The organism is Clostridium frigoris, from assembly GCF_018861865.1.
GTDB lineage: Bacteria > Bacillota > Clostridia > Clostridiales > Clostridiaceae > Clostridium_AD > Clostridium_AD frigoris.
On sequence record NZ_JAHLDV010000005.1, the window covers coordinates 1 to 15,771 of the forward strand.

At 30.8% G+C, this 15,771-nt stretch carries 11 protein-coding genes, 1 tRNA gene, 1 rRNA gene and 1 other annotated feature; all 13 genes read right to left on the reverse strand.

Annotated elements, in window-relative coordinates; translation table 11 throughout:
• Positions 1-61, reverse strand: a 16S ribosomal RNA gene (locus KPL37_RS03500); the annotation flags it as partial.
• 626 nt (positions 62-687) lie between these two features.
• Positions 688-2,067, reverse strand: coding sequence for a UDP-N-acetylmuramoyl-L-alanine--D-glutamate ligase (gene murD / locus KPL37_RS03505; RefSeq protein ID WP_216146051.1), 1,380 nt, complete (start codon positions 2,065-2,067; stop codon positions 688-690).
• A 271-nt stretch (positions 2,068-2,338) separates the two neighbouring features.
• Complete coding sequence (locus KPL37_RS03510) at positions 2,339-3,730, reverse strand: glycine--tRNA ligase (protein ID WP_216146052.1); 1,392 nt, start codon at positions 3,728-3,730, stop codon at positions 2,339-2,341.
• A gap of 43 nt (positions 3,731-3,773) precedes the next feature.
• Positions 3,774-3,939 (reverse strand) — a binding site (T-box leader).
• Positions 3,940-4,035: 96 nt separating this feature from the next.
• Positions 4,036-4,110, reverse strand: a tRNA-Asn gene (locus tag KPL37_RS03515).
• Between the two features lie 169 nt (positions 4,111-4,279).
• On the reverse strand, positions 4,280-5,797 hold the full coding sequence (lysS, locus tag KPL37_RS03520; RefSeq protein WP_216146053.1) for a lysine--tRNA ligase: 1,518 nt from the start codon (positions 5,795-5,797) through the stop codon (positions 4,280-4,282).
• A 240-nt stretch (positions 5,798-6,037) separates the two neighbouring features.
• Positions 6,038-6,520: a transcription elongation factor GreA gene (gene greA / locus KPL37_RS03525; RefSeq protein ID WP_216146054.1), complete on the reverse strand. Its 483-nt coding sequence runs from the start codon at positions 6,518-6,520 to the stop codon at positions 6,038-6,040.
• A gap of 265 nt (positions 6,521-6,785) precedes the next feature.
• Positions 6,786-7,604: a Rossmann-fold NAD(P)-binding domain-containing protein gene (locus KPL37_RS03530; RefSeq protein ID WP_216146055.1), complete on the reverse strand. Its 819-nt coding sequence runs from the start codon at positions 7,602-7,604 to the stop codon at positions 6,786-6,788.
• A 97-nt stretch (positions 7,605-7,701) separates the two neighbouring features.
• The gene (gene dusB / locus KPL37_RS03535) at positions 7,702-8,673 is read right to left on the reverse strand and encodes a tRNA dihydrouridine synthase DusB (protein ID WP_216146056.1); all 972 of its coding nucleotides are present in this window, start codon (positions 8,671-8,673) and stop codon (positions 7,702-7,704) included.
• 8 nt (positions 8,674-8,681) lie between these two features.
• Complete coding sequence (locus tag KPL37_RS03540) at positions 8,682-9,461, reverse strand: type III pantothenate kinase (RefSeq protein ID WP_216146057.1); 780 nt, start codon at positions 9,459-9,461, stop codon at positions 8,682-8,684.
• Positions 9,462-9,752: 291 nt separating this feature from the next.
• A complete protein-coding gene (locus KPL37_RS03545; protein ID WP_216146058.1) occupies positions 9,753-11,423 on the reverse strand; it encodes a formate--tetrahydrofolate ligase in 1,671 nt (556 codons plus the stop codon).
• A gap of 341 nt (positions 11,424-11,764) precedes the next feature.
• Positions 11,765-13,594, reverse strand: a complete 1,830-nt coding sequence (gene ftsH, locus KPL37_RS03550; protein WP_216146059.1) for an ATP-dependent zinc metalloprotease FtsH — start codon at positions 13,592-13,594, stop codon at positions 11,765-11,767.
• A gap of 101 nt (positions 13,595-13,695) precedes the next feature.
• Positions 13,696-14,232 carry a hypoxanthine phosphoribosyltransferase gene (hpt, locus tag KPL37_RS03555; protein WP_216146060.1) on the reverse strand — a complete coding sequence of 179 codons (537 nt, stop codon included), beginning with the start codon at positions 14,230-14,232 and terminating at the stop codon, positions 13,696-13,698.
• A 3-nt stretch (positions 14,233-14,235) separates the two neighbouring features.
• Positions 14,236-15,630 (reverse strand): tRNA lysidine(34) synthetase TilS, encoded by a 1,395-nt coding sequence (tilS, locus tag KPL37_RS03560; RefSeq protein WP_343216212.1) that lies wholly within the window; start codon positions 15,628-15,630, stop codon positions 14,236-14,238.
• Positions 15,631-15,771: the final 141 nt, after the last annotated feature.

A 15,771-nucleotide genomic window follows, 5' to 3' on the forward strand; every position in this document is an offset into this window, starting at 1 on the left:
CTTGCATGTGTTAGGCACGCCGCCAGCGTTCGTCCTGAGCCAGGATCAAACTCTCAATTTAAAAGTTTACACTTTTTTGTTGAAATAATTAATCTGCGCCAACTGTTAAGTTGGTTAGCAAGCTCATTACATACTTTTTAGTCTTACGACTAAAATATTACTTTTACTAAAGTAATTGACTGGTTAAAATAAAACATTATTTTATTTCTTTACCTATTTTTCTGTTTAATTTTCAAAGACCAATTTGTTTGTCATCATGTGACGACTTTACTATTATAAATCTTTTTCAATTTGTTGTCAACCATTTAAAAATAATTGATAATAAATTTTATAGAATCACTAATCACTCCAAATTAATTTATAACTGTGTGTTCCAGCGACAATTAATATAATATCACATGTATAAAACACTAGTTGTTTATTGTCACCCATTTTACCTATTTATTTTCATTTTTATCCGTATTTCTATCATATCTTCGATTTTACGCATAGTGATACGCTTGGAGCATTTGTTGTTAACTTAATACCATTATATATGAAGCTTCATATTATATGTTCATTATCTTAACTAGCATTAATTAAAATCATCTTATTATTATCTATAGTGGTATCATATTCTAAATATATAAAACAAAGACTCCAGTAATTTATACTGAAGTTTTTATTTATATCCATAATAATGCACCTTTATTTTAGCGACATTACTATTTCCTTATATTTATTACCTCTTACTTCAAAATTATCAAACATATCAAAACTTGCACATGCAGGTGATAACGTTACAATATCTCCTGGTTTAGCAATTTGCTTAGCTGTGTAAATTGCTTCATCAAGTTCCTTTGCAAGTATTATTTCTAAATGTACTTTTTTATTCCTTAATATTTGTTCAAAAACTTCTTTTATTTTATACTTAGTAGCACCGATTAATATTAGTGTTTTAATATTCACATAGGCCTCCTCTGCTAATGGCTCAAAAGGTAGCTTCTTATCATAACCACCTGCAATTAATATAACAGGTTTTTCAAAAGCTTTAAGACTTGCTATTGTTCTCGTTGGAGTAGAAGCTATTGAATCATTGTAATACTTAACTCCCTCTACTTCTCGCACAAACTCGCCTCTATGTTCCACACCTACAAAAGTGGTCGCAACTTTCCTCATGCTTGCAACTGATGCCTCTTCCTGAGTTGCACAAAAGGCAGTTAATAAATTTTGCACATTATGCATACCTTTTAATTTAATCTCATCAAGGTTACATACTAAATTATTCATAACAAATAATTTATTATCTTGAAAGTATGCCCCTTCTTCCATCTTATCTATTACACTAAAATATTTAACCCTACCCATGGCCTGCTTTCTTAATTCATAAGTTAACTCATTATCCTTATTAAGAATAAGAAGATCATGATCTCTTTGATATTTGAATATGTTCTTCTTTGCATCTATATATTCTTCTATATTCTTATGGATGTCTAGATGGTTTGGGCTTAAATTTGTTACTACTGCAACATCCGTCGAAACATTCATTGTCATAAGTTGAAAACTTGATAACTCTAATACTACTTTATCTTCTTTAGTTATTTCTTCAATGTTTGCAAACAATGGATTTCCTATGTTACCCCCAACCCATGTTTTATAACCCTCGCTCTTTAATATATTATATATTATTGTTGTTGTTGTTGTTTTACCATCACTACCAGTCACACCAAAAGTTTTCGCAGGGCAATACTTTATAAACTCTTCCATTTCCGATGTTATATATGTCCCCTCTTGTTTTGCTTTTAAAAGAGCGGGATTATCTATTCTCATAGACGGTGTCTTGAAAATAACATCAAATCCTGTTAAATCATTCAAGTAATCTTCTCCTAAAATTAATTTAACCCCAGCTTCCTTTAAATCTAGTGCAGTCTTGCCAAGCTTGCTTTGATTTTTTTTATCAAAAGCTGTAATGTTAGCCTGTAATTTAACTAAGAAATATATTAAAGGAATATTGCTAACCCCTATACCTACAACTCCAACTTTTTTGCCTTTTATAAGTTCTTTAAACTCTCTGAAATTTTTCTCCATATAACCCTCCATGCAAACTTTGTATTTTTTATATTATATTATTACTACATAATTATTTATATTAATAATAACGCTTAAATCACCAATGATGTTCATTATTATCTTTGTATACCATTAATCTTTATTTTGATATAACAGAAGTTTTTTAAATTATTCTACAAAAAAATTAGTGTGTAGTATAAATCTAGACTATTCAATCCCGCATTCATACCACACACTATATTCTACCTTAAATTACTAATTTTTAATTAAATTTGTAGTTTTTTTGCATTTAAAATACAAGTTTCTCTTCTATAAACTTTTCAAGTTCATCTATGCCTACTCTTATTTGCTCCATTGTATCTCTATCCCTAATTGTTACAGCGTCATCTTCTAAAGTATCAAAATCCACAGTTATACAATAAGGAGTTCCTATTTCATCTTCTCTTCTATATCTCTTTCCTATACTCCCAGCTTCATCATAATCTACATTGAATTTCTTACTTAGCATAGCAAAAACTTCAAGAGATTTTTCTGATAATTTTTTGCTGAGTGGCAAAACAGCTGCCTTAAATGGTGCAAGTGCTGGATGTAAATGAAGCACTGTTCTTAAGTCTCCACCCTTAAGTTCTTCTTCATCATATGCATTAGCTAAGAATGCAAGAACAACTCTATCTGCACCAAGGGATGGCTCTATACAATATGGTACATATTTTTCATTAGTGATTGGGTCTAAATAGCTTAAATCATTCCCCGAATGTTCCATATGTTTCTTTAAGTCATAATCAGTTCTATCCGCAATTCCCCATAACTCTCCCCATCCAAAAGGAAACAAGAATTCTATATCACAAGTAGCATTACTATAAAACGATAATTCCTCTTTATCATGGTCTCTAAATCTTAAATTTTCTTTTTCCATTCCCAAATCATATAGGAAACTAGCACATTGATCTTTCCAATATTTAAACCATTCTAAATCTGTACCCGGCTTACAAAAAAACTCCAATTCCATTTGTTCAAATTCTCTTGTTCTAAAAATAAAGTTTCCTGGTGTTATTTCGTTTCTAAATGCCTTACCTATCTGGCCTATACCAAATGGAATCTTTTTTCTTGATGCCCTTTGAACATTTTTAAAGTTTACGAAAATACCTTGAGCAGTTTCGGGTCTTAAATATATATCGGATTTCCCATCTTCTGTTATTCCCATTGATGTTTTAAACATTAAATTGAATTTTCTAATATCTGTAAAATTTTTCTTTCCACATTTAGGACATACTATTTCATTCTTTTCAATATAATCTTTTAACTCTTCATTCGTCCATCCATCAGCAGTGGCTACTTCTACTCCAAGACTTGTCATATGCTCTTCAACTAATTTATCTGCCCTAAATCTAGCTTTGCATTCTCTACAATCCATTAGTGGATCTGAAAATCCTCCAACATGGCCCGTTGCAACCCACACTTCAGGATTCATGAGTATAGCACAATCAACACCTACATTATACGGACTTTCTTGAACAAATTTTTTCCACCAAGCCTTTTTTACATTATTTTTAAATTCAACTCCTAAAGGACCATAATCCCACGAGTTAGCAAGTCCTCCATATATATCTGATCCTGGAAATACAAACCCTCTAGTCTTGCATAAAGTAACAATCTTATCCATGCTTTTTTTTAATATCATTTTAATACCTCCTAAATTTTCAATATAAAAAAAGGACTATACCGTAAGGGACGAAAATTACTTCCGCGGTTCCACCCTTATTGGCACATGCCCTACTCTAAATTTTATACACTCAAAAGTTCCTTTCACAATAATACTTTGATTGTTTACACTAACCACAATCTCTCTTATAAAGTATTACTATTACTCTTCTTTATCATAGTGAAATATTTTATTATATTAATGTATCATTAAATCTCATATTATATTTAATTTATATAACTATAGTATTTTAACTACTATAATATATTTTGCAAATAAAAAAATGGCTCCGCGAAAAGGATTTGAACCTTCAACCTATCGGTTAACAGCCGAGCGCTCCACCGTTGAGCTATCGCGGAATAAAATTATTATTAACTCTATAGACATTATACCACATATAATTTAATATGCAATAGCCTTATTTTTATTAAATCCAAATAAAAAAATGCCCCACTAGGTTTATATTTTATATATTAATAACTATATATAACAAAAGGGCATTTTAGACTAACTAAAATGCCCTATAAATTACTGAATTGGTTTCATTGTAGGGAACAGTATAACATCTCTTATTGAATAAGCATCAGTTAGGAACATTACCAATCTATCAATTCCTATACCAAGACCTCCTGTTGGTGGCATTCCTGTTTCTAATGCACTCATAAATTCTTCATCTATTAAATATGCTTCATCATCACCTAATTCTCTTTCTTTAGCTTGTTGCATAAATCTTTCTCGTTGAACAACTGGATCATTTAACTCTGAATATGCATTACAAATTTCTCGTCCAAATATAAAGCCTTCGAATCTCTCCGTGAACGCTTCATTTCCTCTCTTCTTCTTTGTAAGAGGAGATATTTCTACAGGGTAATCACATAAAAATGTTGGTTGAATTAATTTTTCTTCCACAAATACTTCAAATAATTCATTTAAGATATCTGCCTTTGTACAATTTTTTAATTCTTTTTTAAACTCTAGATGCTTTTCTTTAGCTATAAACCTAGCTTCTTCATTAGTAGCTATTTTAGCAAAATCCACACCTGAATATTCTTTTACTGCATCTACCATAGTAATTCTTCTCCATGGTGGTGTAAAGTCTATTTCAGTTCCTTGATAATTTACTTTCGTCGTTCCATGAATTTTTTCACAAACATAAGCTATCATATTTTCAGTAATCTCCATCATATCATTATAATCTGCAAAAGCTTCATATAGCTCTATACATGTGAATTCTGGATTATGTCTTATATCAGTTCCTTCATTTCTAAAGTTTTTACCCATGTCATATACCTTTTCAAAACCAGCAACAATAAGTCTTTTTAAATATAGTTCTGTAGCAATTCTAAGATACATATCCATGTCTAATGCATTATGATGTGTCATAAATGGCCTTGCTGCTGCTCCTCCTGCTATTGGTGATAGTATTGGTGTTTCTACTTCTAAAAAACCTTTATCATCTAAAAATTGTCTAATAGCCTTAATTATTCCTATTCTCTTCAAAAAAGTATCTTTAACTTGTGGGTTAGATATTATATCTACTTCTCTTTGTCTATATCTTAAGTCAGGATCTTTTAATCCATGCCATTTTTCCGGAAGTGGTTTTAATGATTTTGCTATAAGCTGAAAATCAGCTATATGTAATGATATCTCACCCGTTTGTGTAACAAACGTTGTACCACTGACACTTAAAAGATCCCCTATGTCAAAACTTTTATATTCTTTTAATTTTTCTTCGCCTACGGCATCTATTTTTATGTATAGTTGAATTCTTCCATATCTATCTTGTAAATCAGAAAAGCCCGCCTTGCCATGAACTCTTTTAGACATAAGTCTCCCTGCTACAATAACCTGGGTTCCCTCTAATTTCTCATAATTGTCCTTAACCTCTTGAGATGTATGAGTTCTTTCAACTTTGTATACATCAAAGGGATCCTTACCGTCTTCTTTTAAAGCAGATAATTTTCGTCGTCTTATTGTTACCTGCTCATTATATTTCGATTCAAGTTCATGCATGCTTTTTTCTTCATTCTTTTTTTCGTTTGACATTACTACCCCTCCTACTTTTCTTTAGGTCATAAAATAATTATTAATAATTAAGTCTACCACATTTTTTCAATATATATGTGTTTTATATATGTATATATTTCTTTAGGGCACCTAACAATTATAAATTGTTAAGTACCCTTATTATTTGTAAACGATTTATTATTTATAAAAATCTAACTTTATAAATGCTTTGCTTTATATTAATCTTTATTCTATAAAGATTAATCGCGTTTTAAATAATTACGAACGTCGCACTTCTAATATTTCATATTTGCCAATACCGTCTGGCACAATAACTTCTATAATCGCCCCTACTTTCTTACCAATAAGCATTCTCCCAACTGGCGATTCATTGGATATCTTATTTACCATTGGGTCTGCTTCTGCTGATCCCACTATATAAAATTCAACTTCTTCATCAAATTGGTAGTCCTTAACCTTTACTATTGCTCCTATACCCACTACATCTTTTTCAATATCATTTTCATCTACAACGCTTGCATTTCTAAGCATGGTTTGTAATTGCAATATTTTTCCTTCTACAAACGCTTGCTCATTCTTAGCATCCTCATACTCCGAGTTCTCACTCAAGTCCCCATATCCAAGTGCAACTTTTATCTTTTCTGTTATTTCTTTTCTCTTAACGGTCTTAAGAAGTTCTAATTCTGCCTCCAACTTTGTAATGCCCTCATAGGTCATCACATATTGTTTTGGTTCACTCATATATTTCTCCCCTTTTATATTTTTATTACATAAGTTAATAACCATTTATAAAATCCACTATAAATTAACAATACCGTGGTATGTTGCTCCCCCTCCATGATAGTGTTTTTAAGCATATAAGGAATGTACTTTATATAATATAAGACTAATAAGTCAAATTAATGAATTATTATTCTAAAATTTATTATTATAATAACAATCATGTAACTATTTAGCCATTATAAATCAGAGAGTCTATATTGTCAATATATTTTATTAAAACATATTAACATACTACATTATTATTAAATTTTATTTCTTTTAGGTGTACGTCATTATACTTAAGCGACTTTTCTATATCATCTTCTTGCATTTGACATAATATCGCTCCTACAAGTTCTATTGATGAATCAGCGCTAGTAATGTTCCACGGTACACTATAACTTACATCATTTACGGCAGTGATATTTTGTCGTTTATTGATGCTATTATCTAAGAACCATACTAAATTTCCATAATCAAATTCATGGTTCCTAGATGATATAATAAAATCCGCTATTTTAGTAGCATAGATTTCATCATCTGTCACAATAGGTGATACGCCATAACTTGCAACAATATAATCTGCCAATTTTCTACTTTTCGTTAAGTCAGATGACAAAAGCACAATATATTTACTATATTTAGCGAGCTGTAAAATAATATTGTAGTTTATCGCATCGCAAGCATCATATACTACAATACAGCAATTTTTAATACTTTTATTTCTTACTCTAAGCATAAGTTGCACACTTTTTATAACACTAAAGGCCAAAAATCTCTTTTGAAAATCATTATAATAATTGTAGTCCATAGGCCTTAGTGTTTTTAGTGATAATTGTACTTCTGTGCATTTAGATATTTTTTTAGCGTAATTTACATTATAATAATATGCTCTATTATTAAAATTAGATGGCATCCGTGCATTTATAAATCTAATGTCTAGTTCTTTAATATATTCACTAGTTATTATTTTTGTCTTTAGTTTATCCCTAACTCTACTGAGAAAACCGAATTGATTATAGGAATTATCAATATTTGAAGTTATACATAAAATTGGCTTCATCCATACACACCTTATAAATTAATGTATTACTATCTTATTCAGTGTTAATTCTATAAATTCATGTTTTCACTATATATTTACAGTCCTCGAACAAACTTTAAACAGACTTCAAAAACTCTTTATACTCTAAGAGCAATTCCTTAACCTCAACATAATTTTTTTTAGTGTTAATTTTATTCTTAATCTCAGTACAATTACTAATACCTTTAATATACCAAGCTGTATGTTTTCTCATTTCTCTGACTGCCTTACTTTCTTCGTAATATTTTACAGCTAAATCTAAATGCCTTATGCACATATCTATTTTCTCGCCTTGCTTAGGGTATATGACCTCTTCTTTATTTATCGCCTGCATAATTTCTCTAAAAATCCATGGGTTACCCATAGCCCCTCTTGCAATCATTATGGCATCACAATTTGTTATTTCTTTTATGCGTTTTGCATCCTCTACAGAAAATATATCTCCATTACCTATTACAGGTACTTTAACACTTTCTTTTACAGCCCTTATAATATCCCAATCAGCCTTACCTTCATACATTTGCTCGCGAGTCCTACCGTGCACTGTAATAGCATCTATGCCAGCATCCTCCATATATTTAGCAAATTCTACTGCATTAATACTATTTGAGTCAAAGCCTTTTCTAAATTTAACTGTAACGGGCTTTACAGAAACCTTTTTCATTTCTTTTATTATTTGCGCTGCAAGTTTAGGATTTTTCATTAAAGCAGATCCCTCACCATTTTTCACTATTTTATGTACCGGACACCCCATATTTACATCGACAATGTCTATGTCATCCCTTGTATTGAAAATTTCACAAGCACTAGCCATAATCTTAGGATCATTTCCAAATATCTGGATAGCTATAGGTTTCTCCTCATCCGATATTCGCATAAGTGATTCCGTATTACTACTACCATAATATAAGCCTTTAGCACTTACCATTTCAGAATACAAAAGTCCACATCCCAATTCTTTACATAACCCTCTAAATGCAATATCTGTAATTCCTGCCATAGGAGCTAAAAAAACATCATTTTTAAATTCGATATTTGATATTCTCATTAAATCACCTATTCCCTATTTTTTTCGTAAATCATTCTAAGCCCTTCTAATGTAAGATTAGGATGGAACTCATCAATAGCTGAAGAGTCTTTGGTTATTAACTTTGAAAGTCCTCCTGTTGCCACTACAAACGGCTCTTCTTCCCCCATATTAATCATTTCGCTTTTCATTTTATTAACAATATAATCTACCTGTCCGATATATCCATATATTATCCCAGACTGCATGCTTGCAACAGTATTTTTACATATAACTGTATCTGGTTTTATAAGTTCCACCCTGGGTAACTTTGCTGCCCTCTCGAACAAAGCTTCTGAAGCTATTTTAATACCAGGGCATATGGTTCCACCTAAATAATTAGCATCTTTACTTATGGCACAAAAGGTTGTAGCTGTCCCGAAATCAATCAAAATTAATGATCTTTTGTAAATTGCATGAGCAGACACAGCGTTAACAATCCTATCTGCACCTACTTCTTTAGGATTATCATATTTTACATTTATACCAGTCTTTATACCTGGTCCAACTATCATAGGTATTAAATCAAAATATTTTCTTATCATGTGTTCTAGTGAATACATAATATTTGGAACAACTGATGAAATTATTACACCTTTAACATGCTCTACTTTTATGTTACGTAAATGAAACAATTGCATTACTTGAATTCCATATTCATCTGCAGTTTTATTTGAATCAGTAGAAAGTCTCCACTCAACAAGTAATTCTTTTTCCTTAAAAACTCCTAAAACAGTATTAGTATTTCCAACATCTAAAACTAAAATCACTTTATACACCACCTATATAATATAAAACGACTTACAAATCGCTTCATGTTTTCCCTATGTTAAAACATAATAATAGCATATTAAATACAATAAAACATCTATATAAAACATTGCTAATTTATCAATCTAATTCTAACAATTTGAATATATTTGTCAAGTTAAATATTTATAATAAATTTTATATTAAAATATTTATTTATATTTTTAATAATTTATGTTGTTACAAAAAATAAGGGTGTCATAGATATAGTCTATAACACCCTTATCAAAATAAAGCAATAACATTTTTTTTTAGAATAGACCTGTAATAGTTCCATCTTCAAATATATCCATCTTATTTGCTGCAGGTATCTTTGGAAGACCAGGCATTGTCATTATGTTTCCTGTTAAGGCTACAATAAACCCCGCTCCATTAGATATCGTAATTTCTTTAATATTTATTGTAAAATTTGTTGGTCTCCCCAAAAGCCTTGGATTATCTGACAAAGAGTTTTGAGTTTTAGCAACACATATAGGAACTTTATCAAGCCCTAGCTTTTCTATTTCAGCAATTTGCTTATTTGCAGACGGGCTATATTCTACACCATTTGCTCCGTATATTTCCGTGGCAATAATGTTTATCTTTTCTTTTATAGCAAGTTTCTCATCATATAGGACTTTGAACTCACTTTTATTGTTTTCAATAGTGTCTATTACTTTACTCGCAAGTTCTAGGCCTCCATCTGCACCCTTTTCCCAAACCTCAGTCAAGTCTACTTTAACACCCTTTTGCGCGCAAAATTCTTTTACATATTCGATTTCTTTTTCAGTATCTGAAACAAATTTATTTATTGATACTATTACCTGAACCCCATATTTTTCAATATTTTCTATTTGTTTTTCTAAATTACCAATTCCTTTTGAAAGTGCTTCTACATTAGGTTCGTTTAATTTATCTTTTTTTACTCCACCATGATGTTTCAGTGCTCTTATTGTAGCCACAAGAACCACGCAATCTGGTTTTAAATTACCATATCTACATTTAATATCAAAGAATTTTTCAGCACCTAAATCCGCTCCAAATCCCGCTTCAGTTACAACGTAATCCCCTAACTTTAAAGCCATTTTCGTTGCTAGTATACTATTGCAACCATGAGCGATGTTAGCAAAAGGCCCACCATGTATTATGGCTGGAGTATTACCTAACGTCTGAACTAAATTTGGTTTTATAGCATCCTTCATAAGTAGTGCCATTGCACCATTAACAGATAAGTCTTTACAATAAATTGGAAGTCCTCCCAAATCATATGCAACCAAAATCTTTCCCATTCTTTCCTTTAGGTCCATAAGGTTACTTGCCAAACATAAAATAGCCATTATTTCCGACGCAACTGTTATCATAAACCCATCTTCACGTGTAAATCCATTAGGTTTACCACCAATTCCAACAATGATATGTCTTAAAGCTCTATCATTCATATCCATAACTCTTTTAAATATGATTTTTCTGCTATCAATTCCAAGTTCGTTACCTTGTTGAATATGGTTATCTATAGCCGCTGATAATAAATTGTTAGCAGCAGTTATTGCATACATATCACCGGTAAAATGCAAATTTATATCCTCCATCGGTACCACTTGAGCATATCCGCCACCAGCCGCGCCACCTTTAATTCCAAATACTGGTCCAAGAGATGGTTCTCTTAAAGCAATTATTGTATTTTTACCTTTTTTACATAAAGCTTCTGCAAGTCCTATTGTAACGGTAGATTTTCCTTCTCCTGCTGGAGTAGGATTAATTGCCGTAACTAATATTAACTTTCCATCTTTTTTATTTTCATTTTTTCTTAATACATCTAATGAAATTTTTGCTTTATATTTTCCATATAAATCAATATCATCCTCACCTAATCCCATTTTCTGCGCAACTGCACTTATATGCAACATCTTAGCACTTTGTGCAATTTCTATATCACTTTTCATATGCTTCACCCCTTATATATAAATTAAACAGACAGCATTCCTTTATAAAATTTTTTTTGTTATAATTCTAGATATAATTTTATTATTAGCATCTAATTAAATCATAACTTGCGGTACATATATATTATTTAAAATTTACTTAAGTAGATTAACTCCTTAAACTCATTACTGCTTATTACCTTATGAAACTAATCTTTTATATTATATCACAATTCATATCAAATGTTTAAATATGAGTTAAGTAAATCTTCAGAAGATTCTTATGATAAAAAATCCATAGTTACTTTGATCTAAAAAAAGACATACAGTAAATTCTCTGTATGTCTTTTAACTTTAACAATCTAAGATAATTCTATCTCATCTGATTCTGTTCTAGCAATTATAGCTTCGAATTCTGCACCCTCAAGTTTTTCCTTTAAAAGTAATTCTTGAGCTACTGCGTGAAGTTTACCTATATTTTCATCAAGAATCTTTTCAGCTTTTGCATAAGCTTCACCAATAAGATCTTTAACTTCTGAGTCTATTTGAAAAGCTACTTGTTCACTAAAGTTTCTACTTTTACCTAAATCTCTTCCTAGGAATACTTCATTATGATCATTACCGAAGGATATTGGTCCAAGCTTATCACTCATACCATATTCCATGACCATTTTTCTTGCTATAGATGACGCCCTATCAATATCATTTTTAGCGCCAGTACTAATATCTTTCATTATTAATTTTTCTGCAACTCTACCACCAAGCAATCCAACCATCTCATCTTTAAGTTTTAATTTTGAAGTATAAGACGTATCTTCTTCAGGTAGATGCATTGTATATCCACCCGCCATACCTCTTGGTATAATGCTTATTTGATGAATAGGATCTGATAATGGAGAATATTTCATTACTACCGCATGCCCCGCCTCATGATATGCTGTTAATTTTCTATCTTTTTCACTAATAACCCTGCTCTTTTTCTCAGGGCCTGCAATAACCCTAGTTACTGCTTCATCAAGTTCTAACATTTCTATAACGTTTTTATTATTTCTTACTGTAAGTAATGCAGCTTCATTCATTAGATTCTCTAAATCCGCACCAGTAAATCCTGGTGTTCTCTTAGCTAATACATCAAGCTTTACCTCATCTGCTAAGTGCTTATTCTTAGAATGTACTTTAAGAATTTCTTCTCTTCCCTTAACATCAGGTGCACCTACTAATATGTGTCTATCAAATCTGCCCGGTCTTAAAAGAGCTGGATCTAATATATCTGGTCTATTAGTCGCCGCTATCATGATTATGCCTTCATTAACACCAAATCCATCCATTTCAACTAATAACTGATTTAGCGTTTGTTCTCTTTCATCATGGCCACCACCAACACCAGCACCTCTTTGTCTACCTACTGCATCAATTTCATCAATAAATATTATACAAGGAGCACTTTTTTTAGCTTGCTCAAATAGATCTCTTACTCTTGAAGCTCCAACACCAACAAACATTTCTACAAAGTCAGAACCCGATATACTATAAAATGGGACTCCTGCTTCTCCTGAAACTGCCCTTGCAAGTAAAGTCTTACCAGTACCTGGCGGCCCAACAAGTAATATTCCTTTAGGAATTCTTGCACCTGCCTCTAAGTATCTTTTAGGTTGTTTTAAGAAATCTACAACTTCTGCAAGTTCGTCCTTTTCTTCATCTTCACCTGCAACATCATCAAATGTAACTTTCTTCTTATCGGGAGTGGCAATCTTGGCTCTACTTTTACCAAAATTCATTACCCCTCTATTACCACCACCACCGCCACCTTGAGATTGTTGCATATACATAAACCAAAATGCTACTAGCATTAGAATAATAAGCAATGTTGGTACTATTTGCAACCACATCGGCATGCTTGCTGGTTTTACATATGTTTCTGTAACTTTATCATTTGGGTTTTTATCCATAACTTGCATTAATCTCGATAGTGGAACTATCGTTTCATATTGTGTCCCGTTAATTAATTGTCCTTCTACTGTTTTATCTTCTCTTACCTGAACACTTTTGATTTGTTTCTTAACCCAATAATCTTGGAATTGATTAACACTAAGTGTATCAACTTTTTTATTAGTCTCAAGTAAGGTCAGTGATGCTAAAATCACGAGTACAAACACCACAAGCCAAATTGATGCACTAGAAATTTTTTTCATTAGAAACCCCCCTCCCTTTTTATTTTACTATGAAATTTTATCATATTAAAAAGCAATTGACAATAATATGTATATTAATAAGTAATTATTATAATCCACACTTATTTATAAATTTCGTCTTTCAGTATTCCTATATATGGTAAATTTCTATATCTTTCTGCATAGTCCATGCCAAATCCTACAATGAAAAAGTCTGGTACATCATACCCTACATATTTAACATCTATATCTACCTTTCGTCTTTCTGGTTTATTAAGTAAACATATAATTTCTAAACTACTTGGCTTTCTTGCAGATAGACATTTCATTAGATATTTGAGTGTAACACCTGAATCTATGATATCTTCTACTATCAGAACATCCTTTCCTTGAATTTCAAAATCTAAATCCTTAAGTATTCTTACAACTCCTGAAGTTTTAGTTGAATTTCCATAACTCGATACTGCCATAAAATCCATTTTACATGGAATTGTAATTTCTTTTAACAAATCTGACATAAATATAACTGAGCCCTTTAAAATACCAATAAGTATAAGATCTTTACCGTAATAATCTTTACTTACTTTCGCACCCATTTGCCTGATTTTATCCCTTAATTGATCTTCGTTGTACAGTACCTCTTTAATATTTTTATTCATTTTTTATTCCTCTCTTCCAATTCTAATCTGCAATATATTTTTAGTATCCTTTGAAACCTTGAATTTTTCACTAACCCTATACCCAACTACCCAACTTATATCATCCCCAAAACATATTAAAGGTATTTCATTTCTATGAGACTTAGGTATTTTTAAATCAATAAACAAATCCTTTATTTTTTTATTACCATTCATACCAAGTGGCATGAATTTATCTCCATCTTTTCTATGCCTTAGTATTATCGGTCCATTTATCTGATCATAATCAAAGTATTTAATATAATCAGTTCCTGTAAATTCTGTAGATTTAAGTTTTGGTATAACATCAATTTTTACTACCTTATTTAAAGAATGAATAATATTCTCCTGATTAATATTTAAGGAATATTGATTGTCATTTACTTCACTCTCTTTTATATATATATATATATGAATATCCCCATAACAATTTTCAACTATTATGTTTTTGGGTAACATTATATTTTTGCCTGTATCATGTTTTTGAAGTTCTATAATACTTAATACATGAATCTCTTCAAAATTGCATAAATTATGATTCACAGCAAGTAAAGCACTTCTAATTATTCTACTTAGAATTGCTTCATGCAGACTAAATGCACTTTTATTTATTATAACCCTTTGCTCACTTATCTCACAATGTTTTTCATATTCTTTCTCAGAAATAATTTTTAAAAAATCATTGTCTTTTTTAACAATGTTCGATAATCTATTTAATGTTTTAACTATATCTTTGTTAAAATTTTCTTCCATATATGGGAGAATCTCAAGCCTAACTTTATTTCTTGCGTAAATATTTTCTAGATTAGATTTATCTATTCTTGGATTAATATTATTAATAGAATTATACTTTTCAATTTCTTTTCTACTAAGCCTAAGTATAGGCCTTACATATATTTTATCACGAACTGGCTTTATACCAACCATTCCCTCAATGCCCGTTCCCCTCATTATTCTCATCAAAATAGTCTCTGCTTGATCATTTGCATTATGAGCTAGTGCAACCTTACTCGCATTTAATTTTATTACAAGTTCCTCGAAAAAACTATACCTAACGTCTCTTCCCGCCATTTCACAAGATAAGTTTCTTTCCTTAGCTACTTTATGTATATCTACTTTATTACTATAGAAAGCTATATTTAAAGCCTCACAAGTTTTTTTTGCATATTCTTCATCTTTATCTGATTCTTCTCCTCGAAGACAGTGATTCAAATGTGCACCTACAAGTGTAATTCCAAGTTTATCTTTAAGTTCATTTAAAATATAAAGCAAACATGTGGAGTCAGGTCCACCAGAAACTGCAACTATAACTTTATCGCCATCATCAAACATTGAATTTTCTTTTATAAAACCCATTACCTTTTCTGACAAAACTTTCACTTCCCAAATTTATTTTTGAAACATTCTACTATTTATGTATATTTGTATATTTAAATCTTATATCACTATATCATACTACAATATAATATGATAACATATATATTCCATTTTTTTAAACATTTTAAACATATTCTAAAAATA

Excerpts from the sequence above, each read along its gene's own strand:
- hpt (WP_216146060.1), bottom strand. The coding sequence starts at position 14,232 with ATGAATAAAAATATTAAAGAGGTACTGTACAACGAAGATCAATTAAGG.
- dusB (WP_216146056.1), bottom strand. The coding sequence starts at position 8,673 with ATGAGAATATCAAATATCGAATTTAAAAATGATGTTTTTTTAGCTCCT.
- lysS (WP_216146053.1), bottom strand. The coding sequence starts at position 5,797 with ATGTCAAACGAAAAAAAGAATGAAGAAAAAAGCATGCATGAACTTGAA.
- murD (WP_216146051.1), bottom strand. The coding sequence starts at position 2,067 with ATGGAGAAAAATTTCAGAGAGTTTAAAGAACTTATAAAAGGCAAAAAA.
- greA (WP_216146054.1), bottom strand. The coding sequence starts at position 6,520 with ATGAGTGAACCAAAACAATATGTGATGACCTATGAGGGCATTACAAAG.
- KPL37_RS03545 (WP_216146058.1), bottom strand. The coding sequence starts at position 11,423 with ATGAAAAGTGATATAGAAATTGCACAAAGTGCTAAGATGTTGCATATA.
- KPL37_RS03510 (WP_216146052.1), bottom strand. The coding sequence starts at position 3,730 with ATGATATTAAAAAAAAGCATGGATAAGATTGTTACTTTATGCAAGACT.
- KPL37_RS03530 (WP_216146055.1), bottom strand. The coding sequence starts at position 7,604 with ATGAAGCCAATTTTATGTATAACTTCAAATATTGATAATTCCTATAAT.
- ftsH (WP_216146059.1), bottom strand. The coding sequence starts at position 13,594 with ATGAAAAAAATTTCTAGTGCATCAATTTGGCTTGTGGTGTTTGTACTC.